The following is a 26,091-nucleotide window of genomic DNA, read 5'->3' as shown; positions in this document are numbered from 1 at the left end:
ACCTTCGTGTCATGCGAAATCCGGTGGACTCGCTGTTGACCACGCACCTACCCTCGCACGATCGGAGGGAGAGAATTCATGTCCACACTCAAGGTGACCGTCGAACGGCTGCTCGTGCATCCGCACCCGAACGCGGATCGGCTGGAGCTGGCGCAGGTTGGGCTGTATCGCGCGGTTGTGGCCAAGGGGCAGTTCGCGACTGGGGATTACGCGCTGTATATCCCCGAGCAGGCGGTGCTGCCGGATGCACTGATCGACGAGCTCGGGCTGACGGGCAAGCTGGCGGGTGGCGCGCGTAATCGGGTCAAGATCGTCCGGCTGCGCGGTGAGGTCTCGCAGGGGATCGTGTGCCTGCCCGCGTTGATCAGGGATGTGGATCTCGCGGCGGCGGCCACGGCCGGCACCGACTTCGCCGAACCGCTCGGCGTAACCAAATGGGCTCCGCCCGTACCGGTTTCGATGTCGGGACAGGTCGAATCCGCGCCGGAGCTGATCCGCTGGATCGATGTGGAGAACATCGCCCGCTACCCGGAGATCTTCACCGAAGGCGAGCACGTCATCGCCACCGAGAAGATCCACGGCAGCGCCTGCCTGTTCACCTACGACCGAGCCGGCGACCGAGTACTGGTGTCCTCCAAGGGAATCGGCGCACAGAGCCTCGCCATCACCGAAAGCGACACCAACCTCTACTGGCGCGCCATCCGCCGCTTCCAGCTCCCGGACATCGCCCGAAAACTGGCCGCCACCCTCGACGTCGACCGCGTAGCCCTCTTCGGCGAGGTCTACGGCGCAGGCGTACAGGACCTGCACTACGGCGCGAACGCCGGCCAGAACGACACCATCGGCTACGCCCTGTTCGACATCGCCGTCGGTACCGAAACTGTCCCGCGCCGCTGGCTGACCCCCACCGAAATCGACACCGCCCTCGAAGACCTGACCGCGGACATCCCCCGCGTACCGATCCTCTACAACGGCCCCTACAACATCGACACCCTGCTCCACCTCGCGAACGGCACCGAAACCCTCACCGGCACCGGCGTCAACATCCGCGAGGGCCTCGTAGTCCGCCCAGCCACCGAGCGCTACTCCGAAATCCTCGGCGGCCGAGCCATCGGCAAACTCGTCTCCCCCGCCTACCTGCTCCGCAAGGACGGCACGGAATACGAGTGACCGGCACCGGCTGATGCCCGGCGCGATATCCCGCGCCGGGCATCAGCCGCATCGCCATCCCAATCCCCCACCGGCAGAACACAGTTGCGCGCAATCGGTCCCTGTGAAGCCGGATTGTGCGCCGTCCCGGCTGTGCGTAATCTTCCCGCCGGGGCGGGGACAATCGGGGATCTCCAAGTTCTGTGTGATGCATCCCGGAATCGGGAGATCTCGCGAACGCTTGTGGCGCAACCAATTCACTCCGGCCCGGCAGTAAATCAGCTCAATTTCGATCAGGAGTTTATCCAGTGGCCTTGCGCAGCACCGTTCGTACCGCGATGACCAGCGTCGTCTTCATGTCCGCCATCGCTGCGGCCGCCGCCGCACCCGCGACCGCCGAAGCCCCTCTCACCTCGGTGGCGACCACCACCCCCGACTCCGGCTCGGCGTCGGGCAGCGCAACCGCCGTACAAACCCTGCTGGACGCCATCACGTGCCCGTTCGTCAAGGTGCACTGCTGACCACCCGCGAATAACAGCGCTACTGTCCCCGATTCCACGATTTGGAATCGGGAACAGTCACCAGCGCAGACCCGGCGGCCAAGCTCCCGACCGAAAGCTGACCCCGTAACGCTGATGCGCGCGCCGACCTTCGAGGACGGCGAGAATCGTGATCGTGACGCACCCGCCCAACAGCAGAGCGAGATCGACCGGGGCGGGCAGCAGCGTCGATTCCCGGGCGGTGAGACCGATGGCGGCAACCGTCCAGGTCACGATGACGGCCACGGTTGGCCCGAGCAGTAGATGCCCGTCGGCGGCATTGAACCAATGCTTGGTGATCAGGAAAGTCGCCCGGATCAGAAACGGCACAACCGCCAGCCCGGAGGCGATGACCGCCACCACCGCGATCAGGCCCGGCACCGGCCCCGCGAATCGATCGAATGTCGACAACAACGCCGGAACCGTGGCCAGGGCCGCAACACCGGCGATGCAGATCCCCATCGTTCGCAGCGGATGAGCCAACTGTGCGGCAGTGTCAGCCCGGTGCGCCGAATAGGTCACCGCCAGGATGACGACCATGGCGATCAAACAGACCGGAAACGCGACTATCGCCGACAGCACGAGCCGTTGAACGCCAGCGAATGCCATACCTTCAACGGCGCTACCCGAGTACTCGCCGAGAACCAAGATATTGATAACCAAACCGAGCACCGTCCGGGCCGTAGCCAAGTCATCAACGGTCCGATCCAACGGCGCCAGCCGATACCTCGGCTCGAAAAGCCTGCCAGCCAATTCCCAGCCGTAGCCAATCGGTATGGCCAGCAGTCCCCACATCATCCCTCCCCGCCGGACACTAGATGGCGGCTATCCCTCGACTGAACTTCGGTCGGCCCGTCGAGAAGAATCCGGCACATTCGTGGCGCACCGAGCAGTCGTCACACTCCGCGACGTACGCGTTCTTCCAGTCCGAGATCGACTGCACCGCGAACGGCCGGATGCCGGCATCGAGAACGCACAGGGGCAGGTTGTAGATCGAAACATCCACGCCGGCAACGGACAGAACGTCGACACCAGCCTTCAATTGCTCCTGGTAATCGACGGGATCGATCCACAATGTGGCGTCGTTGGCGACCGCGAAGCCGGTGTTTTCCATGCCCATCAGAGCCACATGATCGACGAATGGAAGATTACGCGCGATCCAGGAGCAGGTCTCACGGAGACGCTGTGCGGTGATGGCGTGCAGAACAATACGAATCTCGACCCGTTGCCCCAGGTTCTTGAGTCGGAGCACGCCGAGCACAGTTTCGTCGAACGCGCCCGCGGCCTGAACCACATAGTCGTGAATGTGATCCACCGCCGCATAGATCGGTATACCCGCTGAGAGCCGCGGATGCCCGATCTCGGCCCAGGCGTGCGCGACCTCGGGAACGGAGAAGGCGCGCCCGTTGGTCAACACGTGAATCGCGGTGTCCGGGAGCAGATCCCGCGACAGCTCCAGCAGTCCGATGAATCGGCGCCATTCGGTGAGCGGTTCCCCGCCGGTGAATGTCAGTGCGGGAGTAGCCGGGTCGAGCAGTGACAGTGCCTCTGCGATCTCGTCGATCAGCCAGCCGTCATCGACCTTCTTCGGCGGCTGCGAACACATCAGGCAATAGTTGTTGCAGCGTTCGGTGACGAGGAAGAAGTTGTGTCGCGACGACCGACGATAGAGCAGCCTCACTCGACCCGACCGCGGGTAGATGCTCATCACATCGCCATCGCCGACCTCGGCGAACCCCGCCGGAAGTCGGAGGTAGCTCGTCGATGCGCCGTCCGGGCACGCATCGCGCCCGACCGCGATCCGGAATCCATTCGCCTGCGCCGCCATCCAGTCGCCATCATCGACGATCAGCGCGGCATCGCGATCATCAGACGGGGCGCTGTTCGGGGGACGGAGCCGAACGATCCGGTTCTCCTCACCGAGTCCGACGTTGTCCGCCGCCGGCGATCGTCCTACGAGCAGAAGAGGTTTCACGACGCCCACTCCCGAAGAACGGCGGCGTCTTCGGGCGAGTGTTCCAACAGTTCGAACAAGTGAGTGATCACGCCCTTCTGTCGCTCGCAGAACTCGGATAGCGGTTTGATCCCCAGCAGATCCCCTTGCGTCGCATGGTGATACACGGGGTCCGCGCCGCAGTTGGGCTCGAATACGCACGTCGAGCACTGTGGAGCCGTTTGGGTCAGCGAATCCGCCACCGCCGCCACCAGCGTGTCGGACAACACGAGATCTCGGTAACCATGCTCATGAACGTTGCCGAGTTCGAAGCTGCGGTCCCCCATTTCGGCGAGCATCCGCGCCTCGTCCGAGGCGAATACGGTGCCGTCATAGTTGTAGACCAGCGCACCGAGACCGATCCCTGCCGGACTTCTCAGATCGACGTAACCGATGGGCTCATCACTCAGCATTCGGCGAAGGATCAGGGCCGAATAGAACTCGGGAAACCGGCGGCCGGACTTGTTGATCTCCAGGATGTAGCGAAGACCGCGCTTCCAGAATGCGAGCCATTCTCGGGCATCGTACTTCTGGAATTGTTTGGTCTTGATCGCATGACCGTACGGAGACAACGGCCTCAGAAAGATGCCGTCGAGACCCTGCGCGAGGTATTCGTCGACGATCTCCTCCACCCGATCCAGACTCGCTTCGGTGGTGGTCATCAACGCACCGACCCGGTCCGGGCCGAGCCGCTCTCGAATGCGCCCGATTCCGGCCACCGCGAGCTCGTAGCTGTTCTGGCCACGACGGGGCCGATTCCTGTTGTGCAGATCGCGCGGCCCGTCCAGCGAGGTACTGAGCAGAACATCGTGCTCAGCGCAGAATTCGAGCACTTCGTCATCCAGGAGTGCCAGGTTCGTCGTGATCACGAATTGCAACTGCTTGCCCAGGGGCATCGCACGCTCCTCAGCGGTCACGACGATCCATCTGATGAGCTCGAAGTTCAGCAGCGGCTCGCCGCCTTGGAACTCGATCTTGATCATCGGCGCCGGCGCGGACAGCGCGATATCCAGTGCTTTGGACGCCGTGGCGATGTCCATGTCGTAGCGGACGCGGTCCTTGCTCTGACGCGACACCTGGCAGTACGGGCAGGAGTGCTCGCATCGCAGCGTGACGACGAACAGGTGCAAAGGCGTGGCGGCGCGCAGAAAGCTCAGGCGGCTACGTAGGCGAAGAGCGAGAAGCTGCTGCGATGCACGCTGATCGGCCGATGCGATGAAGAGCTTCTCGAAAGCCGTTTCATAGAGCCCGTCACCCGGGGCGAGATCGAGCGCGCACAACCGCTCCAGCTCGGTTGCCGTCATTTCCGCCATGTCGCCAACCATGTTGCCGACCAGGAAGCGGTCCGCACCAAGGCGTTCGAACCGAACGGGCAGGAGTCGCAGCCGGGACGTATCGGGACGGAACGAGTCCGCCGAGGCGAAGCCGACCAACGGTCACTCCCCCTCTGCCAGCGATCCGAATGCCAACGCGACGATGACATCGCGATACCGGCCGGTCTCGCGACCGACCTTCTCGCGTAGGTTCTCGTCCGTCACGAGATTAAGGAAATGAGTGCGCAACTCATCGCCCCCGAGTTGTGACTGCGTTGGTGAGAGCCGACAGACGTATCGCCCGTCCGCTTCGTCGATCTGGCATGCCGCCTGCCCGATCAAGCGGTAAGCGGCCTCCTGCAGCGCGTCGAGCGACTGCACCGATCTGCTGAAGTCGACAACCAAATCAGACACTGACATCACTCAATCCCCTCACAGAACACGAAACCCACACTCGCCGAGAGCCATTGGCATAGTTCGAAGGCAACCGCACTGCTCGGTCACTGAGGGGGCACCGCAGTCGCGTCAACCGCCGTGCACTGGTCCAATGCTCGCTGGGCAAGATCCTCAGCCTCGGTCGCAGCGAGGCCGAAGACTTCTTGCAGCTCGCGCGCGATCTCATTCAGGCCGAGGCCGTCCTTTGCCCGCGTACACGCCAGAGGGAACGGATCGGGAGCAGGCTGCGAGCTCGGCGGTGGGGTCGAGGTAGGCGGCGGAGCGGCCGGTGTGGTCACGGCGGGCGGTGGGATGTAACCCGGCCGCGGCACATTCGGTCCGCCGAGCCCCGGACTGGAAGACGCATGAGATGCATGAGAGGAATGGGACGAGTGAGATGAATGAGAACCATGCTGCGCGAACAACCTGCCATCGCTGGTGCGATGCGTCGTGAAGCTCATCAACTCGACATCCTCCGGCAACGCGACCTGAGGCTCCGGCCGGGCCTCCTCCCGTACCGCCGTGACGCGAGGTTCGTCCGTTCCCGTCGAGACGGACGCCTCCGCGATTGCCGGTGCGGCCGTGGGGATCGCGAGCGCGGCGAGGGCCGCCGTCAGACTCACGATCTTCGGCGTCTCACGCATTCGTACCTCCCGAAATCGAACCCGAGTTGACCACGGCGAACGAAATGTCCGCACGCTCCATCGTCACTCCCCCTCCATCACCACACCGATGATCTTCGAAACTTGTTGCCGCAAAGAGTATCTCGCCCGCCGCCGCACCGTTACACATCGAGGCCTCATGCGCCCGCCCCGCAGGAAGAATCGAACTTGGTCTGGTTTGCGAAACTTTTTGCTAGGGACAGCAACCTGGCCGGTCAGTCGCAAATCTGGAGACCGTACGCGGGAATGCGAAGGGGAAGCTAGATAACTACCGGTCGGTAATTGACATCGACTATCCAGTCGAGATCACTTGCCACGCAAGATTATTGACACTGCTACGGTGGTCCGATTTCATTGTGGGTGCAGATTTCAGGTGGCATGCAGGACGCGCTGAAGCGACCGCGGCCGAGCATAGGGGGACAATTCATGCCGTACACGGCCGAGATCAGTCGTACGAATCCAACCTGTTTCGTGTTCCTGGTTGACCAATCGACCTCCATGAACGAGACGATCGGTGGCGAGGTACCGCAGAAGAAGGCCGATGTCGTCGCCGACGCGATCAACCGGCTGCTGACCGAGCTGTCGGTCAAATGCGCCAAGGAAGAGGGCGTGCGGGACTACTTCCACGTTGCGGTGGTCGGATACGGCTCAACGGTCGGGTCCGCGTTCTCGGGAGCGCTCGCCGGTCGAGATCTGGTGCCGCTCAGTGAAATCGCGGATAATCCGGCTCGGTTGGAAGAACGTACCAAGAAGGTGCCTGACGGAGCGGGTGGTCTCGTCGAGACCACCGTGAGCTTCCCGCTGTGGATGGATCCGGTCGCGGGCGGCGGTACGCCGATGACGCGGGCCTTGCGGTATGCGGAGTCGCTGATCCGGGGATGGGTCGAGCGCTATCCCGGGGGGTTTCCACCGATCGTCATCAATCTGACCGACGGCGAATCGACGGATGGCACTCCGACCGAAGCGGCCGGCGGGATCACCTCTCAAGCCACTGCCGACGGTGCGGTGTTGCTGTTCAACCTGCATGTGTCCGCCGCTGGTGGTTCACCTGTCGAGTTCCCGAGCTCGGACGCCGGACTGCCCGACTCGTACGCGCAGACCCTGTTCAGGATGTCGAGCATCCTGCCCTCCCATATGCGGTCCTATGCGGCGAGCCAAGGCCAACAGGTCAGCGAGACCACACGCGGGTTCGTCTACAACGCGGATATCACCTCGGTGGTCCAGTTTCTGGACATCGGGACGCGCGCGACCGAACTCCGGTGATCACACCCGGTCTCTACGTCACCCACCTGCTCGTCCCGAAGCACGGCAGCACGATGGGTGAATGCGAGGACGCCGTATGTGTCTTGCCCGCAACACCATTCGATGAGCTGATCGAGGACGCGGTCGCTGTCAGCGTGTGTGACGGCGCCACTGAAAGCATGCTTTCGAAAGACTGGGCACAGCTGCTGGCAGCGCTGTCGGCGCAACGCGCACTGGACGACCCCGGCTTTTTCGACTCCGGCCCGGTTTTCGAGACCTTCGCCGCCGAGGCCGTGAACGCGTGGGAACCTTGGCTGACCGAATACACGGCTCGACGGGCGAGCGATGGACGACCGCTGCAGTGGTATGAACACAAAAAGCTCGAGGAGGGCAGCGCCCTCGCGACTCTGTTGAGCGTCCGTCTCACGCCCGCCGCGCCCGTGGAGCAGGAGTTCGACTGGAACTGGCAAGCCGCGGCATTGGGTGATACCTGCCTCTTTCATATTCGCGACGACCTGCCGATCCGATCTTTCCCCGTTCAACACGCTGACGAATTCGGCACCACACCAAACCTTTTCGGCAGTCGCAACTTCGACGCGGCACTGCTCTCGGCCCGCACGATGTTCGCGGCGGGTGGATGCCGGGCCGGCGACAGACTGCTGCTGATGTCCGACGCTCTCGCGCACTGGTTTCTGACGTCGAAGGATCCAGTCTCCGCACTGTACGAGCTGCTGGAATTCGGCGGGCCGCACGATACGCCCGGTTTCGAGGACTGGATCGAGTCGCTCAGAGCCCGTGGTGAGCTCAAGAACGACGACGTCGCGTTGATTCGCATCGATGTCGAAGGGAGATAGCGTCCGTGGCTCCGCAAGCCGTCCGCGATTTTCCCACCGCGGGCAATTACCAAGAGGCACTCCAGAATCCGAAGGTGTGCTTCACCGACCCGGACCTGGCCAACTCGGTTCCCGAGCTGACGAAACTACGTCAGCCGCGGGCGATCTCCGGAGCGTTCGCGAGCGTATTCCCGTTCACGCGTACCGACACCGGTGACCGCTACGCCATCAAATGCTTCACCCGGCACATACCCGACCAGCAGTCCCGATATCGCGCCATCAGCGACAAGCTGTCCGGGCTGTCCATCACCGAGCTGTCCCAGCCGTGGAAGATCGGCTTCGAGTACCTGCCGGACGCGGTGCTCGTCGGCACCACGCGGTATCCCGTCCTGAAAATGGAGTGGGCACAGGGCATCACGCTCTCCGCCTGGCTCGATGCCCACCACACCGACCACCTCGAAGTAGGGCGACTGGCCGACCGGTTCGCCCAGCTGATCACCGACCTCGAACGACACGGCATCGCCCACGGGGATCTTCAGCACGGCAATCTCCTGGTGGCCGACGACGGGACCCTGCGGCTACTGGACTACGACGGCATGTTCGTGCCCGCGCTCTCCGGATTCGGAGGGACCGAGCGCGGGCATCGCAACTATCAGTCGCCGAATCGGGGTGACCAGGACTTCGGGACCACGATGGACCGATTCTCGTCGTGGGTGATCTACTTCGCACTCAAGGCCGTCGCGATCGACCCGGATCTGTGGCTGCAGCTACATGAGCCGCACGGGGAATACCTGCTGCTCACCGAGCAAGACTTCAAGAATCCAGCCGCCTCGCCGAGGTTTCCGGCGCTGCTGTCCCACGCCGACAACGCAATTCAGGGGTTGGCGGATCATCTCCGAGTGCTCGCGTATCAGCCGCTCGCGGCGCTGCCGTCGTTGGCTGCGGGCGCGAGACCGGTAGCGCCGGCGCCGGCCGCACCGGCGGCGGCACCCGTCGGCAATGGCGTCCACCCGGCCTGGATGACAACCGGGCACCTATCCCCCGGCTCAATAGCCACCCCGGGCACTACCCGTCAACAGAACAGCGGAAACTCGGCTTTCACAGATCGACGTCCCGTAGATGTGCTCGCCGCGGTACTGATCGTGATCGCCGTACTGATGTCCGTGCTCAGCTCGATCGTCGGGGCCCCGATCGCCGCACTCGGTCCGATCATTGTCGCCTGGGTCGCCACTCGCGCGGCGAAACGGTCTCGGGCCGAGAGCATCTCACTGCGAGGCCGGTTGCATGACCTCACCGCCCAGCGCGCAGGCATCGCCGACACCGCGAGTGCCGCGGCCGCGCTGCACCACGAAGCGGCGGAGTTCGACCGATTCGAGCAACAGCGGGTCGCAAACGAGACCGCGGCGCGAGCCCAGTCAACCCAGCAATATCATCGATGTCTCGCGGATGTCGAACGTCAGCGCCTCGCGCGCACCGCCGAATTCGAGCGCCGAATCAGCGCACTGCCCCAGCAATTACAGTCAGCACTCGATGCCGCGCTCACCAGCGAACGACACGAGTACGTGGTGCGCGAGCTTGCCCGATTTTCGCTGTCCCAGGCCTCGATCACCGGCATAGGCAAGGCATTGACCGCTGAACTCGCGGCCAACGGGATTCGGACAGCGGCCGACTTCACCGGATACCAGCTCGTCTCGAACTCGAGTGGTTACAACTCCTCGACGGCGAGGATCACACTCGGACGCGGCGGAACGCTACACGTCAAGGGAATCGGCCAGGCGAAAGCACAGGCATTGACCGACTGGAGACGCGGTCGACTCCAGCGGGTCGAGGCACAGTGCACCATTCGAACCCCGACTCAGGGGCCAGCGATCAGATCCCGCATCGATGCCCAGAAACAGCAGTTGCAAGCCGACCTACGCAAAGTCGACTCTGAGATCGGCGCCCTGAAAGCCCAAGCCGCACAACAGCTCGAAACCGAACAGAACCGGGTGACCGCCGCTGCCACCGCGGCAACGGCGGCAGCGGTCCGCAAGCGGGAAGATCTCTCGCGTCGCCGGTTGAAGCTGCAGGGCACACCGCACGAACTGGCGCTCATCGACAACCACATCGCGCAGATCCATCAGCACCGACGTGAGCTGAACTACTCCAAATACATTCGGTTCGCCTTGACCGGCAGATAGTGAGGGGCACATATGCTTCGCCGAGCAGAGAATGTCGCCATCACCCACCGACGCGGCATGTTCACGGGCCGGGGACCCATGAGCCTGCACGTCGGCCGTCAGACGTATGTGATCGCCGCGAAACTATCCGTGACGGAATACCAGGCAGTCCTCACCAACTCCGTGCATCATCCAGTGTTGGTCGCGACCATCGGCGACCGGGCATACTGGCTGTTCAACGGAAAATGGTTCTGGGACAACGACAGCATGACACCCGATCAGGTGTACGCCATGCTCATCACCCGCGAGCAACGGCGCCAAGCTCAGATCAACCGTGCACAAGCCACCGTCGCGATGTCCCAATCGCCGACCCCCACCGTCCGCGGCGCGATACCGGACGATGTGAAGCACCTGGTCTGGACGAGGGACCAGGGATGCTGTCGCAAATGCGGCTCGAATGTCGAGCTCCAGTTCGACCATGTCATACCGGTATCCATGGGTGGAGCATCGACGCCGGAGAACCTGCAAATCCTTTGCGGGCCATGCAATCGCAGGAAAGGAGCGTCGATCATCTAAGCTCGCGGGCCCGCGAGAAGACGGCATCGCAGCTGGCCCGGGTCGTCACCGCGAGGTGTGCGACGGGGGTGTGAACCAAACCCGAGCCTCTGGCTGGGCCAGCACGGTCCGCTGCGCGGGGTTACGGAGGATCGCCAGCAGAGTATTCGGCTCGCAGGTCATCAAATTGCTCCGATGATCCCGAAGCGGCTCAGTCCCGAATTCAGGTCCCCGGTCCAATGACCGTCCCTGCCGAACTTGCCCCAGTTCTTCACCCAGTCGAGCACGCCACTGTCAGCCGCATCGGTCGCCGCGTTCGACAGACCCATGCGAGCGCCCTTCGGTCATCGCGCTGACAATGGCGGACGCCGTCGTGACCGGCACGTCCGGCGCCCAGAAGGATCTTCTTGCCCCACTTGGCATCGGCCGTCGACAACGTGCTGGCGAGACCCGTCAAACGGGCAGTTTGGATGGCGGTGTCGGAGTTCGGGTCGTCGACGCCGTTTACGGATTGGTGTTGAGCCGGGATCACCAGGCGACAGGGTGACTTTGGCGTCGCTGGTGATCCAGTCCGTCATCGAGGCGATCACCGGATGATAGGGGTCGGTGAAGGCGTGCTCCGACAGCGGCATTATGGCGGTATCGGGGTGGTACCCCGCGCCCAGTACCTCCGGGCCGCCTTGACCGATGAGGATGGCGGTGGCACCCTCTCGACTGCGCGAGCCAGCTGCCGTGAGGGGCCGTGTCCTGGTCGGCACTACTGTTCGCCACCGCCGACGCTCTTGGGATGCACCTGCCGTGGCAGGACGGTGCACCGCTGAAGCCGGAGACAGCGGATCACAGCTCGCTTCGGTCGTGAGCGAACCCGCTGAGGAAGTCGCTAGTTTGGCGGCTACTTAGGCCAAGTACCAGATGTAGTGACGCAACTCATTACACCTGGATAATTGCAGGTCAGGCGTGAAAAGCGCCCTGAAAACCGCATCTCAGGTGTGGGGCAGACGAAAAATCAGATGGTGCAACGACTTTCGTCTACGCTTTGTCGGCACCTCAAGTTGCACTTGATTATGAAAAACGCCTATGACCACTGGTCATAGGCGCTTTCCAACGCTCCCCCATCTGGACTCGAACCAGAAACCTGCCGATTAACAGTCGGCTGCTCTGCCAATTGAGCTATAGGGGATTGTGTCCCGGTTGCCCTCTCGGGCGACCGGAGAAAACTTTAGCGTATGGGTTGTTCAGTTCCCAAATCGTGGCTCTACCTGGGGACATGCGGGTGGAGGGGCGGCGTCGACAGGGGGCGGGGCTTCGGGCAGGATGTACACGCGGACAGGGCCAACGGGAGGAGCTTCTCGACATGCTGCGGTTGATCATCGGCGTCGCGGCCGGGTATGTGCTGGGCGCGAAGGCCGGGCGAGCCCGGTATGAGCAGATCAGTAAGACTACCCGCGCCATCAGTGAGAGTCCGGTCACACGGAAATTGGTGCAGGTTTCGCGGCAGCGGCTGTCGGACAAGTTGAGTACGCAGCCGAAGTTGGAGCCGATGGAACCGCTGGATGAGCGGACCACCATTCTGGTGCCGCACGACCAGTTGCGGCGGTAGATTCACCGGAAGACCACTGAACACCCGAAGTTGGCGGATCTCAGCCAGTTTCGGGTGTTTCGGCCTGTGGGCGGAGGCTATCGGCCGCCGAAATCGTCGGAATTGCCCATGGCCTGGGTGAGCAGGCTCTTGCGGTACTGCTCCAGCGCGACCAGATCACCGAACAGGGCGAAGTACGCCTCGGACTGTTCGGTGGAGGAGATGCGCTGCAACTTGGACTTCAGTTCGGCGATCTGACGACCGACCCACGCCTCCTGGACGCGCGCCAGCACGCCGGTGACCAGACGCGGGATATCGGCCTCGGATTTCACCGGTAGTTGCTCAGCGGCCAATTCGGACACCAAAGCGCGCATGGTGAGATCGTCGGTGTTGTCGGCGACCGCGGCCACCCATTCCGCGCCACCCAAACCCGCTGCGGTACCGCCCGCTTCGACGATCGCGGCGCGGGTGGCGACATAGGCGGCATGCGTGAAGGCTTCCGGTTCAAGGGAATCGAAGACCGGACCGGCGAAGGCGGGGTACTGCAAGGCCGCCGTCAACGCCTGCCGCTGCGGGGCGAGCACCGGATCGCGCGGGTTGGGACGCGCCGCCGGTTGATCGGTAACCGGTTGGGACGCTTCACGTTCGGGCACACCGGTGCGGCGAGTGCCGCCCGCCGCCGCGGTGCGGACATTCTTGCGCGCCTCGTCACCCACCCGGCGCACGACCATCTGGATGTCGTCCCAGCCGACCCAGCCCGCCAGCTTGGTGGCGTACGCCTTGCGCAGCGCGTTGTCCTTGATCTGCGCCACCACGGGCACACCGCGGCGCAGCGCGTCGACCTGCCCCTCGGGTGTGTCGAGATTGTGTTCGGCGAGCAGACCACGAATCACGAACTCGTACAGCGGAACTCGGCGAGCCACCAGATCCCGGACCGAACCGTCACCGCTGCGCTGGCGCAATTCACACGGGTCCAAGCCATCCGGCGCAACGGCGATATAGGTCTGCCCGGCCAGCTTCTGATCGCCGGAGAAGGCTTTCAGCGCCGCGGCCTGACCGGCGGCATCACCGTCGAACGTGTAGATGATCTCGCCGCGCCAGAAATTGTCGTCCATCAGCAGCCTGCGCAGCATGGCGAGATGTTCGTCACCGAACGCCGTACCGCAGGACGCCACAGCGGTTTTCACGCCGGACAGATGCATGGCCATCACATCGGTGTAGCCCTCGACCACCACCGCCTGATGCCCCTTGGCGATCTCGCGCTTGGCCAGATCCAGCCCGAACAGCACCTGAGACTTCTTGTACAGCACCGTTTCCGGGGTGTTGATGTACTTGGCGGTCATGGTGTCGTCATCGAACAGGCGGCGCGCGCCGAAGCCGATCACATCTCCGCTGAGATTGCGGATGGGCCACAGCAGACGCCGGTTGAAGCGGTCCATCGGGCCGCGCTGGCCCTGCTTGGACAGGCCCGCGGCCTCCAGCTCCTTGAACTCGAAGCCCTTGCGCAGCAGATGCTTTGTGAGGGTGTCCCAGCCGCCGGGAGCGTAGCCGCAGCCGAACTGCGCGGCGGCATTCGCGTCGAAATTGCGGTCGGTGAGGTATTTGCGGGCCGTCTCCGCCTCGGGTTCACCGAGTTTGGCGGCATAGAACTCGTGCGCGGCGGCGTTCGCGGCGACCAGGCGCGAGCGAGTGCCGCGATCGCGCTGCACCGAGGTGCCGCCACCCTCGTAGGTGATCTTGTAGCCGATCTTGTCGGCGACCTGCTCGACCGCCTCCACGAAACCGACATGCTCGATCTTCTGGAGGAAGGCGAAGACATCGCCGCCCTCACCGCAGCCGAAGCAGTGGAAATGACCGTGATTGGGCCGCACGTGGAACGACGGCGACTTCTCATCATGGAAAGGGCACAGGCCCTTCATGGAATCGGCACCGGCACGCCTCAGCGCCACGTACTCGCCGACCACATCCTCGATCCGAGCGCGTTCACGAATCGCCGCGATATCGCGGTCTGGAAGTCGGCCTGCCACGCAGCGAGTCTAGCTCGCCCGCCTCCCCCGAACTCGGTCGCACGGCCCGGGAGCCGTTGACCGCATCGGGGGCGAGGTCTGCCAGGATCTACCGGTGCTCAGCCTCTATCACGACGCCTCGACCCCGGTGCATATCGGGCCCGCCGGGACGAAGCTCGTGGTACTCGCGGTGGCCGGAACCGCACTGTTCTTCGTACCGTCGATCGCCTGGCTGGCGGTGGCGCTCGCGATTGTGCTGGCGCTGTACGCGATTGCCCGGATCCCCTGGCGCGCGACCGCCCGCCAGGTGCTGAGCCTCACCCCATTCCTGGCCCTGATCATGCTCGCGCAGCTGCTGTTCACCGGCTGGCAGAGCGCAGTCCTGGTCGGCGAACGCGTGCTCACCCTGGTCCTGCTCGCCAATCTGGTGACGCTCACCACTCGCACCTCCGCCATGATCGACACCATCGAAAAGGCGCTGCGCCCACTGCGACCCCTCGGGGTGCGCCCGGATCGCGTCGGCCTGCTGATCGCGATGACCATCCGATTCATCCCCGTCATCCGCGAACAGGCCGAGCTGGTGCGCGCCGCACAACGTGCCCGCGGCATCGAACGCAGCACGGTATTCCTCATCCCGCTGCTGATCCGCACCCTGCGCATGGCCGATCAAGTCGGCGAGGCATTGGACGCCCGCGGCCTCGACTAGCAGGTTGCCGAAAGTGTGCGCGACAGACGTGGCCCACCACTCCGGACCATGCTCTGCATAGGATGCCCCGGTGCGTAGTAAGGATTTGGCGCAGGTGGCGCTGTTCGCGGCAATCATGGTGGTACTCGGATTCTTTCCGCTCATCCAGTTGCCAGGTGCTTTCGCACCCTTCACCTCGCAAACCCTCGGCGTGATTCTGGCGGGCTCGATCCTGGGCGCGAAGCGCGGCTTCCTGGCGATCCTGCTCTTCGACGCACTGGTGTTCATCGGCCTGCCGGTGCTGTCCGGCGGCCGCGGCGGACTCTCGGTGATCATGGGACCGACCGGTGGCTTCGTCATCGCCTACCCGATCGGCGCACTGGTGATCGGCCTGCTCACCGAACGCCTCTGGCGGCACTACAACCTGCCGATTGCCTTGGCCGTCAACTTCTTCGGCGGCGCGATCGTGCTCTACGCCATCGGCGTGCCGTGGATGGCGGTGGCCGCGCACCTGCCGCTGCACAAGGCAATTGTCACCTCGGTCGCCTTCCTACCGGGCGATGTGGTGAAAACCGTGATCGGCTCACTGGCCGCCCTCGCGGTGCGCCAGGCCTATCCGATGATTCCCGGTCCCATGAAGAAAAGTGCGGCCCGCGCGTGATCGAACTCGACGCGGTCTCGCACAGCTTCGGCGACCGCGAGGTACTCGCGCGCCTGGATCTGACCCTCGCCGAACGCCGCATCGCGGTGATCGGCTCGAACGGCTCGGGTAAATCCACCTTCGCGCGGCTGCTGAACGGCCTCCAGATCCCCAGCCGAGGCCAGGTCCGAGTCGACGGCCTCGACACCCGCAAACAGGGCAGGGCGGTACGCCGCCGCGTCGGATTCGTCTTCCAGGATCCGGACGTGCAAATCGTCATGCCGACCGTCGCCGAGGACCTCGCCTTCGGCCTCAAACATCACGGTCTCGCCAAACCCGATATCGCCCAACGAGTTTCGGAAGTCCTCACGGAATACGGTCTCACCGAATTCCGCGATCACCCCGCGCACCTGCTCAGCGGCGGCCAGAAGCAATTGCTGGCCATCGCCGCGGTGCTGTCGGTCCGCCCCGACCACGTGATCTTCGACGAACCCACCACCCTGCTGGACCTGCGCAATAAACGCCGCATCACCCAACTGCTGCGCGAACTCCCGCAGCGGATCGTGGTCATCTCACACGATCTGGACCTGCTCACCGATTTCGACCGGGTACTGGTGTTCGACGCGGGCCGCCTGCTCGCGGACGGCCCGCCCGCCGACACCATTCCGTTCTATCTGGACCACTGCGCCTAACGCGGCAGTTTGCTGTTCAGCTTGGTCTCATCGTCCTGAATGGCGATGCACTGCACCGACGGATCGGAATTCCACTCCGACTGGCTGTGCGGCCGGTAGTAGAGGTAGCTCAGCCCGGAGACCTTGGAGTCGATCCGGTCGAACACCTCGGCGCATTTGGTCTCGGCGTAATCCTTGGACTGCTGATCACCCTGGAAGCTGGGCAGATTGAAGTTCAGGAACACCTCGCCGTCATGCGCACCGGTGCAGGAGGTGACGGTCGCACCGCTGATGGACACCTTGCGATGCACACCGTTGACGCAATCGCCGTCCTTGAGATTGCGCAGCAGCGTGTACCCGGCGCCGGAGCCGGACGGCTGCGTGGTCGTCGGCAGCGCGGGCACCGAGAACGACGGAATCGCGGGCACCGAGAACGACGGCGGCGGCGAATACGAATCGGTGCTGCTGTCCTTCGAACCCGCGACACCCACCGCGAACACGATGACGCCGACCAGCGCCCACACGCCCGTCAAGATCAGGCCCGTGATCGCCAGACCCTTACCCTGCTGATTGCGATCCTTGATCTGGCTCAGCGAGATCACACCGAACGGCACCGACAGCAGGCACATGCCGAGCAGACCGGTGATCAGCGCCGCGATCGCGAAACCATTGGTGCCCTGCGGCGGACCCGCCGGTCCCTGCGGCGGATACGGCTGGGGGTACGGCGGGGCCGGGAATTGCTGATAGCCGCCCGAACCCCCGTAGGGGTCCGCCGGGATACCACCCGCGGGCGCATACCCCGGCTGCTCCGGATAGCCACCGGGCGCGGTGTAACCGGGCTGCTCGGGATAGCCGCCGGGCGCGGTGTATCCCGGCTGTCCCGGATAGGGCTGCTGCGCGTAGGCCGGATCCGACTGATTCGGCCACTGCGGCTGACCCCAGGCCGCCTGCTGATCCTGGGCCGGAGCGCCCTGGTACGGCGGCTGCTGCGATGACCACGCCACCACCGTCGGATCCGGAGGAGCCGGTTGCTCGCCCCCGGCCTGCTTGTCCAGCCCGACGGGCTTATCCGGCGAATTCGGGTGATTCGGATCCACGATCCCCCCTCCGCGGACACTTTCCGGCCCGCTCTAGCGAATTTTCCCGCTCACCGTAGCGGTTTCCGATTCGGTCCGCGAAACCTATATATCAGGGGATTACCGCGGCGACCCGCTCGAGACGGCTTTCGGTATACGAGGCGATCTGATCGACGATCACCCGGACCCGAGCGGAGTCATCGCTCGCATCCTCCCACCAGGGCAGCAGCAGACGGTCCAGGCCACGCGGAGCGATATCGAGCAGGTGATGCGCCACCATCAGGATGCGTTCGCGCTGCCCGGCCTGGCGGACCTGATGGATGGGATCGGACAGCACATAGCGCAGTGCCATGGTCTTGAGCACCGCGACCTCGGCCGCCACGATCCGCGGCACCTCCAGATCCGCTGTGTACCGGCACAATTGGCGACCACCCCAGGCGGCTCGGGTGGCCTCGACGGCGGCCGTTGCGAAACGCCCGACCAGATCACTGGTGAGGTTCTTGAGCGCCACCGACGCCGCCAGCGAGCCGTCATAGGAGGCCGCCGCGGTCACCACCGGCAGTTCGGACAACCGCTGCGCGGCCGCCACCAGATCCTCGGCACTGGGCGATTTGCTTTGCCGCGCACCGAGTTCCGCGAGCGCGGCCTGTTCCACCGGATCGGCCAGCGCGCGCAGATCGATGCGGCCGACGATGACGCCGTCCTCGACATCGTGCACCGAATAGGCCACATCATCGGCCCAGTCCATGACCTGCGACTCCAGGCACTGCCTGCGCTCCGGGGCGCCCTTGCGCACCCAGGCCAGCCGATCCATATCGACGTCGTACGCGCCGAACTTGGAGCCGGGACCCGTTCTGCCCCAAGGGTATTTGATGACCGCGTCCAGTGCCGCCCGGGTCGGGTTCAATCCGTAGCTCTGCCCCTGCTCATCGAACACCTTGGGCTCGAGCCGGGTGAGAATGCGCAGGTTCTGCGCATTGCCCTCGAATCCCCCGTGCGCGTCGGCGAATTGATCCAGCGCCTTCTCACCATTGTGCCCGTACGGCGGATGCCCGATATCGTGCGCCAGCCCGGCCAGATCCACCAGATCCGGATCACAGCCCAGCCCATCGGCGATGCTGCGGCCGATCTGCGCGACCTCCAGCGAATGGGTGAGCCGGGTGCGCGGGGTATCGCCATCGCGCGGACCCATGACCTGCGTCTTGTCCGCGAGTCTGCGTAAAGCCGCCGAATGCAGCACCCGCGCGCGGTCCCGCGCGAACTCGCTGCGCCGCGCCGGGGTGGGCGACCAGCTCAATCCGGCGGTTCTATCGGTCTCCGGGACCGGGCGCTCCCGATCGTGCTCGCTGTACACCCGGTCGTAGTCGATGCGCATATTCACTGCTCCGCCGTGTAGGTGAAATCGGCCGAATAGTGGGTGAGCTGGTACCACAGCAGCGCGAAGGTCTCGCGAGTTATGCCGTGCGCCTGCGATTCCCGCGTGTACACCGCGGGCCCGGTTCGGGTCGGCGCGGTCCACGCCGAGAGTCCGGCATCGCGCGCCATGGTGCGGGTGCGCAGCGAATGCCAGGGATCGCTCACCAGCACCACCGACGACTTGCCGCGTGCCAGTAGGGCTTTGGATACCGCCTCGACGCTTTGTAGCGTGTCCGAACCGGTTTCCACCGCTAGCACCCGATCGGCCGGGACGCCACGATCCTTGAGATAGTTCTTGCCGGACGCGGCCTCGGTGTAGTTGTCCCCCACCTGTTTTCCGCCCACCGTCACGATGAGCGGGGCCACACCCTTCTGAAAAAGCTTGTACGCCTGATCCAATCGGGCCTGGAAGACCGAGGAGGGGGTGCCGTCGTACTGCGCGGCCCCCAGCACCACGATCGCGTCGGCGGGCGCCCAATCGTCGATGCGGGCCACCTGCCAGACCCGCACCGCGGTACCGCCGATCACCAGCAGCCCCATGAGCACCCCGCCGATCAGCAGTCGGCGCGCCCAGGCCAGCCATCCCGCGACATTGCCGTCACGGGACTGGTCGACCTGCGCCGGCGCCATGGCGGGCTCGAGGTCGCGGTTCCGGAGTTTTACCAACCGCGCCGCCGCCACTCGGGCAATTGCGGACGCTCCACACCCAGGGTGGTGTCATTGCCGTGGCCCGGATACACCACTGTGTCATCCGGATAGCGGGCGAAAAGTTTGGATTCCACATCACCGAGCAGCGAGGTGAACTCCGCGGGCGAGCCGGTCTTGCCGACTCCGCCGGGGAACAGCGAATCTCCGGTGAACAGGTGGGTGCGGCCGTCGCCGTCGGTGTAGGCGAGCGCCACCGAACCCGGAGTGTGACCGCTCAGGTGGATGGCCTCGAGCTCCAGCTCGCCGATGCTGATCTTGTCGCCGTCGGTGAGCACGCGGGTCGGCGGGACGGGCAGCGCCTCGGCATCGAGTTCATGCGCGGCGGATGGAATCTCGCGGGCGGCGAGCACATCGGCCAGGGCCCACCAGTGATCCGGATGGCGATGCGTGGTGACCAGCAGCTCGACCCCCTGGGGAGCCTCCTGGTCCAGCAATTCCAGAATGCGTTCCGCCTCATTGGCGGCGTCGATGAGCAGCGTCGAGCCGGTTCTCGCGCACTGCACCAGGTACACGTTGTTATCCATCGCGCCCACCGACATCTTCACGATGCGCGCGCCGGAAACGCTCCGCTGCTGCGGGTTGGAGCCGGGGGCGAGATGACCCGTGTACGGGGAATCGATCGTGATCACGCCTTTGATCGTAGTCATGGCCGCCGACACGGGTGACCGGATGAAACCTCACGCCCCGCGTGCGCCGGATAGATTCATACGATGCGGCTTCCGAAGCAGCTCTCCATGCTGCTGTCCGGCTTCGTGCTGGCCTTGATTGTTCCCATCGGCGGGGGCGCTCCCGCGCACGCCGAGCAGCCGCAGCGGCTGCCCAGCTATGTCACCGATCTGGCGGGCGCGTTGCGCGGCGGGCAGACGGCTCAGGTGCAGTCGGCGATCGACCAGCTGTACACGAAAGACCATGAGCGACTGTGGGTTGCGTATGTCCACGACTTCGCGGGCATGGACGCGCAGACCTGGGGTGAGCAGACCGCCAAGGCCTCCAACTTCGGCAATCGCGATGTGCTGCTCGCGGTCGCGATCGGTGATCGCGGGTACGCGTTCACCGGCAGCGCGCCCGAATCGGTCAGCGAGAAGCAGGTCGATCAGCTGCTGATCGACCAGGTCGAACCCAAGCTGCGGGCCGGGGACTGGGCCGGTGCGGCCATCGCGACGGCGAATGGCTTGTCCGCGGCCATGAATGACAGCGGCGGCGGGACCAGCATCTGGGCGGTGCTGATCCTGCTGCTCGTGGTGGCGCTGGTGGTGGGCGCGGTGCTGCTGTGGTCGCGCGGGCGCAAGACGCGACGCGCGCGAGCCGAGCTGGAGGCGGCGCGCAAGGTCGATCCGGCCGACACCGCGGCGCTGAACGCGGTGCCGCTGCCCGCACTGGACGCGCGATCCAAAGAGTTGCTGGTCGATACCGACAATGCGATTCGCACCAGCGCAGAGGAATTGCGGCTCGCCACCGATGAATTCGGCGCGACCGCCACCGCGCCATTCACCGCGGCCCTCGAAGCGGCGAAGAACGCGCTCGCCAAAGCCTTTTCCATCCGCCAGCAACTCGACGACGATATTCCCGAAACTCCCGAACAACAGCACACCATGCTGGTGGAACTCATCAGCACCTGCGGGCGCGCGGATCAGGAACTCGACGCGAAAGTCGCCGAATTCGACGCCATGCGGAATCTGCTCATCAACGCGGGCGAACGATTGGACGCGCTGACCCGGGATCTGGTCGAGCTGACCGCCCGGGTGCCCGGCTCGACGGCGACGCTCGCGCAACTGGTGGCGGCGCAACCGGCGTCGGTGCTGGCACCCGTGCACGACAACGTGAATATGGCGCAGGAGCGAATTACCTTCGCGGACAAGGGTATTCAAGAAGGCCGTGCGGCTGCGGCCCGGCCCGTCGGCGAACAGGGCGGCGCGGTGGCCGCCATTCGCGGGGCGGAGGCGGCCATCAATACCGCACGCACACTGCTGGATGCGGTCGACACCGCCGCCACCGATATCGAACAGGCACGCGCCGGGCTGCCCGGGATCATCGAGGAACTGCGGATGGACCTCGGCACCGCGGCCACCCTCACCAAACACGGCGGGCCCGAACTCGCGACCGCCGCGATCGCCGCACGCACGGCGCTGGATCAAGCCAGCGCCGACGGCGCGACCAACCCGCTGGGGACATTCCAGCAGGCGGTGGCCGCGGATACCGTGCTGGACAAGGCGATTGCCGCGGCCACCGATCGCAAACTCGCCGCCGAGGACCTCGCCCGCCGCCTCGACCAGGCCATGACCGCCGCGCTGAGCCAGATCAACGCCGCCTCCGATTTCATCAGCACCCGGCGCGGCGGCGTCGACGCCGAACCCCGCACCCGCCTAGCCGAAGCCCAGCGCAGCCTCGACCAGGCCCGCCAACTCACCGAATCCGATCCGGCCCAAGCCCTTACGGCCGCCCAGCGCGCCACCGAACTCGGCACCCGCGCCTTGCTCACCGCCCAGGCCGCCGTCCGCGAATGGCAATCCCAGCAGGCGAGCTCCAACTCCCAAACCGGAGCCATCCTCAGCGGCGTCCTCATCGACGGCATGCTGCGCGGCATGGGCGGCGCCAGCCGCGGCGGTGGAGGCGGTTTCAGCGGCGGCAACTACGGCCCCGGCTCCTTCGGCGGCTCCGACGGCTCCCGCCGCATCAGCCGCGGCGGCAGATTCTGAGCGGCGGCAGTCACCCGAGGAGCGCAGCACCTCCGGGCGTGGATCCCGGCCAAAAGCATGCCGGGATGACGGAAAGGGTTTCCACGAGGCGGTTCTGAGTGCGGGGCTGAGCCATTCGCGGCGGCCGGTTCTTACGGACTGCCCGCCGGTTCGCCCTGAGGTGGACTATTCGTGCAATCCCCTGGCTCGGGCGCGGGTTTCCCGCAGTTCGTCCACGGAATTGCACGAAAAGTTCACCGGCCCAGGCGTAGTGGATGCGGGCCTACCGCAGTCGGCGCGATGAGCGTGGCCCCGGCAGCACCGGAAGGCGCGCGTCAGAGCCAGCCGAGGTGTTCTGCGGCCTTCACCGCTTCGGCGCGGGTGCGGGTGCCGGTTTTGCCGATTGCGGCGGAGAGGTGGTTGCGGACTGTGCCTTCGGAGAGGTGCAGGGATTTGGCTATCGCGCCCGCTGTCGCTCCGTCGGAGGCGGCGGCGAGGACTTCGCGTTCGCGGGCGGTGAGGGGGGAGGTGCCGGCGGTGAGGGTTTCGGTGGCGAGGGCGGGGTCTACTACGCGCAGGCCCATGTGGACTCGGCGGACGGCGTCGGCGAGTTCGCGGGCCGGGGTGTCCTTGACGACGAAGCCGTCGGCGCCCGCGTCGATGGCGCGGCGCAGGAAGCCGGGGCGGCCGAAGGTGGTGACCATGAGGATGCGGACGCCCGGGTGCGCCTTGTGGAGTTGGGCCGCCGCCTCGATGCCGTCCATACCGGGCATTTCCACATCCAGCAGGGCCACATCGGGATTCGTGCGTTCGACGGCGGCGAGGACCTCGTCGCCGCGGCCGACCTCGGCGACGATCTCCAGGTCGTGTTCCAGGCTCAGCAGTGCGGCGAGTGCGCCGCGCACCAGTGCCTGATCGTCGGCGAGCAGTAGTTTGATCATCGCGGGTCTCCCATCGGTGCCGCCGGAAAGCTTGCCAGTACCCGCAATCCGCCCTCCGGCCGGTTCGCCACGGTGAGGGTGCCGCCGGTCGCGTGGACTCGTTCGGAAAGACCGGTCAGGCCGGAGCCGAACTCGCCGTCACCCAATCCCGCACCGTCATCACTGATCTCGATACTGTCAGCGGTCACCCGCACGGTGGCACGTCCGGCACCGCTGTGCCGGACGATATTGGTGACCGCCTCGCGCAGCACCCAGCCGAAGACCACGCTGTGCCGGGTGGGAATTCCGTCCGCGGGCAGATCGGCCTCGATCTCGGCGGCGTCCAACGCCGTTCGCGCATTTGCCAGCTCACCCGCCAGCGATACCTCCCGCAGACCACCCACCGTGCTGCGCACCCCGGCCAGCGATTCGCGCGCCAGCCGTTCCACATCGGCCAGCTCCTGTTTGGCGCGCTCCGGATCGATATCCAGCAGTCGTTGCGCCAGTTCGGTTTTCACCGTGATGACGGTCAGCGAATGGCCGAGGATATCGTGCACGTCCCGTCCTACCCGCAACCGTTCCTCGGTGATGGCGAGTTCGGTCAGCTGCAATCGGGCGGTATTCAACTGCTGATTGCGCTGGATCAGCTGGCGGATGCCGCCGACCGCGAACGCGGACATGGCCATCGATTGCATGGTGTCCCAATCGATCGCACCACCCGACGCCACCTGCGGAATGACACCGGTCACCAGCATCAACCCGAGCAGCGTCGGAATCGCCTGCGAAACGGGCAGGGTGAAGGCCAGGAACGAGGCCAGATACACCGCCAGCGGTGAGGCATGCGAATGCAGGGTCAGCGCGACCGCCCCGAGCAGCGCCAACTGCGCGCCGAGCAACGGGAACACCAGGCGCGCGGGCGGACTCGGCCAGGCCGGACCCGTCATCGGCAACCGCAGCAGCCGCCAGAACGAACCCACGTACGCGATCCCGAACGCCACGATCGCGATGAGCGTGTACACCCGGGCGAAATCACCGTCGAGCTCCCAGGCCCGGCGCAGCGGCGTGATCAGATACACCGACCACACGGCCGCGAAAATCCAGCCGAATCGCCGACGCCGCGCAATACTCTCCCGACTGTCCACCACATCGCCGGACGTTACCGCAGGCCACGACGGCAGGCGACGCTCGAGGATCGCGTCCGCCCAGCCGACGCGACCGCCGCCCGGCACCGGAGTATTCATGACTCCACTATCGGGCGGGCGGGCGGCGAATACCCCACACGTCCGTCACGTTCGACCCATGACAGATGTCATTGCCACCGGTGCAGCATCACCGGCCGTGCGCGCGGCGGGCTCAGATGGTGAGGGTTACGGTGTGGAAGCCGCTGGGGCCGGAGGGGAAGCTGGGGCGGTCGACTCCGTCCTGGACTTCGCCGGAGCGCCCGGTGACGCGGGCCTGGATGGTGTGTGTGCCGGGTGGGAGGTCCACCACCGTGCGCCAGCGCCGCCAGGCGGCGGGGGCCGATTCCGCGCCGAGTTCCACCGGGAGCCAATCGGTTCCGTCGACCCGGATGTCGACGGCCGAAACGCCCTGGGGTGGCGCCCAGGCGACGCCGGCGACGGTGGTCTTGCCCGGGCTGCCCGCACCGGGCGATGCCACATCGATGCGCGATTGCGGTGTCACCCAAAGGGTTTCATTGGTCCAGCCGCGCTTCCACCAGTAGTCGACGTGCGAGTCGTCCGAGAGTTCGAGTTCGGAGATCCATTTCGCGCCGGTGTACTGACCGTAGATACCCGGCACGAAAACCCTTGCTGGAAAACCATGTTCGGGCGGCAACGGCTCCCCGTTCATGCCGATGACCAGATAGCCGGGCAGCTCCCCCGTGCGCAGCTTCGCCAAATCCAGCGAAATGGTGTAACCGTCCACCGCGCGGGTGACCAGCCGGGTGGCATCGGTATCGGGCATGGCGTGATCGAACAGCGCGGTCAGCGGTACACCGAACCAGCGGGCATTACCGGCCCGATGCTGACCGGGCGTGTTATGCACGCACACCATGACCGCGTCGAATTCCACCGCCTGCTCGGCCAGATCCGCCAGCGACAGTCGCAGCGGATGCGCGACCTTGCCGGTGATGGCGAGCCGCCATTCGCGCGGATCGATGCGCGGCGGACGCGAATTCACGTCCGCCACATAGAATCTGCCGACCTTGGTGATCAGCGGCGACAGGCCCGGCTCGATACCGAGCCCGTCCTCGGCCATCGGCACGTGCGAACCCATCGGCCCGAGCTGCCGCACCCGCTCCCCGTGCCGCTGATCGGCGCGCCGGATCAGCGTCTCGGCGGCCGCGAGCATGGCGACTCCGCCTGTGGCCCAGAGCAATCCGGCTGCCATCCCGTCCGGGCGGCGCAGTCCGGCGCGCAGCACACCCGCCGCCGCGATACCGCCGAACGCTCCGGCCACCGACCGGTTCGCACCGCGCAAGGCAACCGCGCTCGCCCCCGCGCCGAGCGCCGCCACCGCGGGCGTGCGCAATCGCTCCGGCAGCAGCGCCACACCCGCCGACCCGGCAACGATATTCGCCACCACGGCGGCCCGGGTGGCCTCCTTGTCGTACCGCCCGGCCCGCGCGACCATGGCCTCCACCACCGGAACGGGCGCGATATCGGCTCCCAGCCGCCCGATCCCGTCGATTACCGAGCCACCCCGAGTCGCGGCGAGCAGTTCCCCGGCGCCCAGCGCCCCCAGTCCCACCGCCGCCGCGCGCAGCAGCCGCCTCCCGTTCACCGACACAGTCCGAGCCTTCCGTAGCCGAGCGGTTTGTCCCCGCCCATTCTT

Annotated in this window: 25 protein-coding genes and 1 tRNA gene; 11 read left to right on the top strand and 15 right to left on the bottom strand. The window is 65.5% G+C overall.

Annotation, left to right across the window (positions count from 1 at the left end):
- The first annotated feature begins 78 nt into the window (after window positions 1–78).
- Window positions 79–1,170, top strand: a complete 1,092-nt coding sequence (locus ACFVUS_RS37165) for an RNA ligase (ATP) (protein ID WP_387777751.1) — start codon at window positions 79–81, stop codon at window positions 1,168–1,170.
- Window positions 1,171–1,457: 287 nt separating this feature from the next.
- Window positions 1,458–1,670: a hypothetical protein gene (locus ACFVUS_RS37160; protein WP_387777748.1), complete on the top strand. Its 213-nt coding sequence runs from the start codon at window positions 1,458–1,460 to the stop codon at window positions 1,668–1,670.
- 57 nt (window positions 1,671–1,727) lie between these two features.
- Here ACFVUS_RS37160 and ACFVUS_RS37155 read toward each other — a convergent pair whose 3' ends face one another.
- The 5 genes from ACFVUS_RS37155 to hxsA2 form a co-directional block, all read right to left on the bottom strand.
- Entirely contained in the window at window positions 1,728–2,297 is a 570-nt protein-coding gene (locus tag ACFVUS_RS37155; RefSeq protein WP_387777745.1) for a hypothetical protein, read from the bottom strand.
- A 205-nt stretch (window positions 2,298–2,502) separates the two neighbouring features.
- The gene (gene hxsC, locus ACFVUS_RS37150; RefSeq protein WP_387777742.1) at window positions 2,503–3,672 is read right to left on the bottom strand and encodes a His-Xaa-Ser system radical SAM maturase HxsC; all 1,170 of its coding nucleotides are present in this window, start codon (window positions 3,670–3,672) and stop codon (window positions 2,503–2,505) included.
- Window positions 3,660–5,114 (bottom strand): His-Xaa-Ser system radical SAM maturase HxsB, encoded by a 1,455-nt coding sequence (gene hxsB, locus ACFVUS_RS37145; RefSeq protein ID WP_387777739.1) that lies wholly within the window; start codon window positions 5,112–5,114, stop codon window positions 3,660–3,662. Before hxsB ends, hxsC begins: the two co-directional genes overlap by 13 nt.
- A gap of 3 nt (window positions 5,115–5,117) precedes the next feature.
- Window positions 5,118–5,408 (bottom strand): hypothetical protein, encoded by a 291-nt coding sequence (locus ACFVUS_RS37140; protein ID WP_387777736.1) that lies wholly within the window; start codon window positions 5,406–5,408, stop codon window positions 5,118–5,120.
- Between the two features lie 86 nt (window positions 5,409–5,494).
- Window positions 5,495–6,073, bottom strand: coding sequence for a His-Xaa-Ser repeat protein HxsA2 (hxsA2, locus tag ACFVUS_RS37135; protein ID WP_387777733.1), 579 nt, complete (start codon window positions 6,071–6,073; stop codon window positions 5,495–5,497).
- Between the two features lie 444 nt (window positions 6,074–6,517).
- On the opposite strand from hxsA2, the gene ACFVUS_RS37130 reads away from it, so the two are divergent.
- The 4 genes from ACFVUS_RS37130 (at window position 6,518) to ACFVUS_RS37115 (ending at window position 10,901) form a co-directional block, all read left to right on the top strand.
- Entirely contained in the window at window positions 6,518–7,354 is an 837-nt protein-coding gene (locus tag ACFVUS_RS37130; RefSeq protein ID WP_387777730.1) for a vWA domain-containing protein, read from the top strand.
- Entirely contained in the window at window positions 7,351–8,187 is an 837-nt protein-coding gene (locus ACFVUS_RS37125; RefSeq protein WP_387777727.1) for a hypothetical protein, read from the top strand. The genes ACFVUS_RS37130 and ACFVUS_RS37125 overlap by 4 nt, the downstream gene beginning before the upstream one ends.
- 5 nt (window positions 8,188–8,192) lie before the next feature.
- The gene (locus tag ACFVUS_RS37120; protein WP_387777724.1) at window positions 8,193–10,346 is read left to right on the top strand and encodes an AarF/UbiB family protein; all 2,154 of its coding nucleotides are present in this window, start codon (window positions 8,193–8,195) and stop codon (window positions 10,344–10,346) included.
- A gap of 78 nt (window positions 10,347–10,424) precedes the next feature.
- Window positions 10,425–10,901, top strand: a complete 477-nt coding sequence (locus tag ACFVUS_RS37115; RefSeq protein ID WP_387777721.1) for an HNH endonuclease — start codon at window positions 10,425–10,427, stop codon at window positions 10,899–10,901.
- Window positions 10,902–11,062: 161 nt separating this feature from the next.
- Here the strand turns inward: ACFVUS_RS37115 and ACFVUS_RS37110 are convergent, their stop codons facing one another.
- Both ACFVUS_RS37110 and ACFVUS_RS37105 read right to left on the bottom strand, forming a co-directional pair.
- Entirely contained in the window at window positions 11,063–11,209 is a 147-nt protein-coding gene (locus ACFVUS_RS37110; RefSeq protein ID WP_387777718.1) for a hypothetical protein, read from the bottom strand.
- A 778-nt stretch (window positions 11,210–11,987) separates the two neighbouring features.
- Window positions 11,988–12,060: transfer RNA gene (locus tag ACFVUS_RS37105), tRNA-Asn, on the bottom strand.
- A gap of 174 nt (window positions 12,061–12,234) precedes the next feature.
- Here ACFVUS_RS37105 and ACFVUS_RS37100 point away from each other — a divergent pair.
- Window positions 12,235–12,480, top strand: a complete 246-nt coding sequence (locus tag ACFVUS_RS37100; RefSeq protein WP_067567582.1) for a hypothetical protein — start codon at window positions 12,235–12,237, stop codon at window positions 12,478–12,480.
- Between the two features lie 77 nt (window positions 12,481–12,557).
- Here the strand turns inward: ACFVUS_RS37100 and dnaG are convergent, their stop codons facing one another.
- Window positions 12,558–14,486, bottom strand: a complete 1,929-nt coding sequence (dnaG, locus tag ACFVUS_RS37095; protein ID WP_387777715.1) for a DNA primase — start codon at window positions 14,484–14,486, stop codon at window positions 12,558–12,560.
- A 94-nt stretch (window positions 14,487–14,580) separates the two neighbouring features.
- On the opposite strand from dnaG, the gene ACFVUS_RS37090 reads away from it, so the two are divergent.
- The 3 genes from ACFVUS_RS37090 to ACFVUS_RS37080 all read left to right on the top strand — a co-directional run bounded on the left by ACFVUS_RS37090 (window position 14,581) and on the right by ACFVUS_RS37080 (window position 16,482).
- Entirely contained in the window at window positions 14,581–15,171 is a 591-nt protein-coding gene (locus tag ACFVUS_RS37090; protein ID WP_387777712.1) for an energy-coupling factor transporter transmembrane component T family protein, read from the top strand.
- Between the two features lie 70 nt (window positions 15,172–15,241).
- A complete protein-coding gene (locus tag ACFVUS_RS37085; protein WP_387777709.1) occupies window positions 15,242–15,811 on the top strand; it encodes a biotin transporter BioY in 570 nt (189 codons plus the stop codon).
- Window positions 15,808–16,482, top strand: coding sequence for an energy-coupling factor ABC transporter ATP-binding protein (locus tag ACFVUS_RS37080; RefSeq protein ID WP_387777706.1), 675 nt, complete (start codon window positions 15,808–15,810; stop codon window positions 16,480–16,482). The genes ACFVUS_RS37085 and ACFVUS_RS37080 overlap by 4 nt, the downstream gene beginning before the upstream one ends.
- Here ACFVUS_RS37080 and ACFVUS_RS37075 read toward each other — a convergent pair.
- The 4 genes from ACFVUS_RS37075 to ACFVUS_RS37060 form a co-directional block, all read right to left on the bottom strand.
- Window positions 16,479–17,558 carry a DUF4190 domain-containing protein gene (locus ACFVUS_RS37075; protein WP_387777703.1) on the bottom strand — a complete coding sequence of 360 codons (1,080 nt, stop codon included), beginning with the start codon at window positions 17,556–17,558 and terminating at the stop codon, window positions 16,479–16,481. The two genes, ACFVUS_RS37080 and ACFVUS_RS37075, sit on opposite strands and share 4 nt — an antisense overlap.
- A 91-nt stretch (window positions 17,559–17,649) precedes the next feature.
- The gene (locus tag ACFVUS_RS37070; protein WP_387777700.1) at window positions 17,650–18,912 is read right to left on the bottom strand and encodes a deoxyguanosinetriphosphate triphosphohydrolase; all 1,263 of its coding nucleotides are present in this window, start codon (window positions 18,910–18,912) and stop codon (window positions 17,650–17,652) included.
- Window positions 18,913–18,914: 2 nt separating this feature from the next.
- On the bottom strand, window positions 18,915–19,583 hold the full coding sequence (locus ACFVUS_RS37065; RefSeq protein WP_387777697.1) for a YdcF family protein: 669 nt from the start codon (window positions 19,581–19,583) through the stop codon (window positions 18,915–18,917).
- Between the two features lie 29 nt (window positions 19,584–19,612).
- Entirely contained in the window at window positions 19,613–20,308 is a 696-nt protein-coding gene (locus ACFVUS_RS37060; RefSeq protein WP_387777694.1) for an MBL fold metallo-hydrolase, read from the bottom strand.
- Between the two features lie 63 nt (window positions 20,309–20,371).
- Between ACFVUS_RS37060 and ACFVUS_RS37055 the strand changes: the two genes are divergently transcribed.
- Window positions 20,372–22,357, top strand: coding sequence for a TPM domain-containing protein (locus ACFVUS_RS37055; protein WP_387777691.1), 1,986 nt, complete (start codon window positions 20,372–20,374; stop codon window positions 22,355–22,357).
- Between the two features lie 314 nt (window positions 22,358–22,671).
- Here the strand turns inward: ACFVUS_RS37055 and ACFVUS_RS37050 are convergent, their stop codons facing one another.
- From ACFVUS_RS37050 to ACFVUS_RS37040, 3 genes are all read right to left on the bottom strand, one after another.
- Complete coding sequence (locus ACFVUS_RS37050; protein WP_387777688.1) at window positions 22,672–23,277, bottom strand: response regulator; 606 nt, start codon at window positions 23,275–23,277, stop codon at window positions 22,672–22,674.
- On the bottom strand, window positions 23,274–24,497 hold the full coding sequence (locus ACFVUS_RS37045) for a sensor histidine kinase (protein WP_387777685.1): 1,224 nt from the start codon (window positions 24,495–24,497) through the stop codon (window positions 23,274–23,276). Before ACFVUS_RS37045 ends, ACFVUS_RS37050 begins: the two co-directional genes overlap by 4 nt.
- 112 nt (window positions 24,498–24,609) lie before the next feature.
- Entirely contained in the window at window positions 24,610–26,040 is a 1,431-nt protein-coding gene (locus ACFVUS_RS37040) for a molybdopterin-dependent oxidoreductase (protein WP_387777682.1), read from the bottom strand.
- Window positions 26,041–26,091: the final 51 nt, after the last annotated feature.

It is taken from the genome of Nocardia sp. NPDC058058, assembly GCF_042885355.1.
In the GTDB taxonomy this organism is placed as follows: domain Bacteria; phylum Actinomycetota; class Actinomycetes; order Mycobacteriales; family Mycobacteriaceae; genus Nocardia.
This window is presented reverse-complemented; position numbering and strand designations above follow the sequence as displayed.